Raw genomic sequence first — 1429 nt, 5'->3', positions numbered from 1 at the left:
CCTCTCGCTCGAAGCCTCCAGAGAAACTGGCGCAGCACTCAGACGATCTTCAAGGATAACACGGAAGTGAGCGGTGCGCTGGACTTGATTGGCAAACATGCCGACAGATACTGGGAGGTTCAATGAAGCGCCGTTGGAGAATTGAATCGTCGTAGTATGGTCGGACTCACCTTTGTAGGACCTGATGTACTTGTGAGCGACCCAGGAGCATTCTTTGCGTTTCGGGGAGATGATAGGGAAGAAATAGATGCCCATAGCTTCTGAAATGACAATCGGAGGTTTATGGGTATAGCTTGTCACTTGTTTCGTACCAGAGATACGACCGTCCAGACTACTCGCAAAATATCGGCAAGAATCATCAACGACCTGGCTTGGACATTTTGTGATTTCAAAACAGTTCCCTCGTTCGATCACTTGAGTGATGACTTGTCCACTATCATCATACTTTGCAATCAACGCCATGGTTTGAGGATTAATCTCATATTCTTTTTTTTGAACATATTCCATCCAATTCAACACCCCTTCTATTAAACATGGCGGCAGCCCTTCCTCTAGGCAGAACATGCCGCTTATCTTCTTAAATTTACCAAATCAAACGCAAAAAGTCTAAACATTCTTAAAAAATGTGCAATTTTTTTATCTTTGCTATACTACAGGTAAGCATACGCCTATCTTTTGGCCAAATTTTCTTCTGTTTCTTTCCTTTCCTCTCGCCCAAAGTCCGGATTCAGAAGCGTAAAAAACTCGAGTTCGGGTTGAATATCTTTCAAATCGAACACCCCCCTATGAAATTCATACTTGTTTAAAGGAGGAAAAAATCATGTGGAATCGCAAGAAAAAACAGCAGCATAAAAAAGAAGAGCAATCTTTAGAAGTCCGTGATTTATCCATCCATGATGTCCGCAAAGCCGTCCACTCTTATGCAGATGATAAACCCTCTGAAGTGCCTCTGAGTGTACTGATCAAAGAGGATTTGACATTGGATTATGAGTTACTCTCTCCTTACCTTCATGCCATCCCTGAAAAAAATTTTTACATGTCGAGGGAGACCTATGAATTGTTTGAAGAAGAGGACCGTGATCTTGCTCACGATCTCGACAAAGTTCAGTGGGCTGTTGACCAATACATGAAACAAAAGCAAGAGCTGCCTATCATTGACCATGACCCTTACAAGCGGATAAATTATTATAAGCTTGAAAAGCTTGGATTGTTACCGGAACGCCCAGATCGCGATTTTTATTTAACGAGAGAGGAATTCATGATCACTTACAAAAAACCAGAATGATCAGAGTTTGAGGAAAGGCTTTCGGGATAAAAAAAAGTGCCAATGCTCATGAAGAGCATTGGCCAAAAGAGACGACTGGTTAACTTTTGAGTGAGGGAATTAATTTTGAAAAAGCTCTCCGAGACGTGAAGAGACTTTTCCATG

2 protein-coding genes are annotated in these 1429 nt (G+C 41.9%); one reads left to right on the top strand and one right to left on the bottom strand.

Translation table 11 applies throughout. The features are described from left to right. The coding region (locus LD39_RS15790; protein WP_052158911.1) for a competence protein ComK at nucleotides 1–507 on the bottom strand (507 nt) is incomplete at its 3' end. A gap of 313 nt (nucleotides 508–820) precedes the next feature. On the opposite strand from LD39_RS15790, the gene LD39_RS15785 reads away from it, so the two are divergent. Next, the gene (locus LD39_RS15785) at nucleotides 821–1285 is read left to right on the top strand and encodes a DUF3939 domain-containing protein (RefSeq protein WP_035549464.1); all 465 of its coding nucleotides are present in this window, start codon (nucleotides 821–823) and stop codon (nucleotides 1283–1285) included. The last annotated feature ends 144 nt before the right edge of the window (nucleotides 1286–1429 follow it).

It is taken from the genome of Halobacillus sp. BBL2006 (assembly GCF_000786645.1).
GTDB lineage: Bacteria > Bacillota > Bacilli > Bacillales > Halobacillaceae > Halobacillus.
The sequence above is the reverse complement of the archived record's forward strand: the minus strand, read 5'-3'. Positions and strand labels throughout refer to the sequence as shown.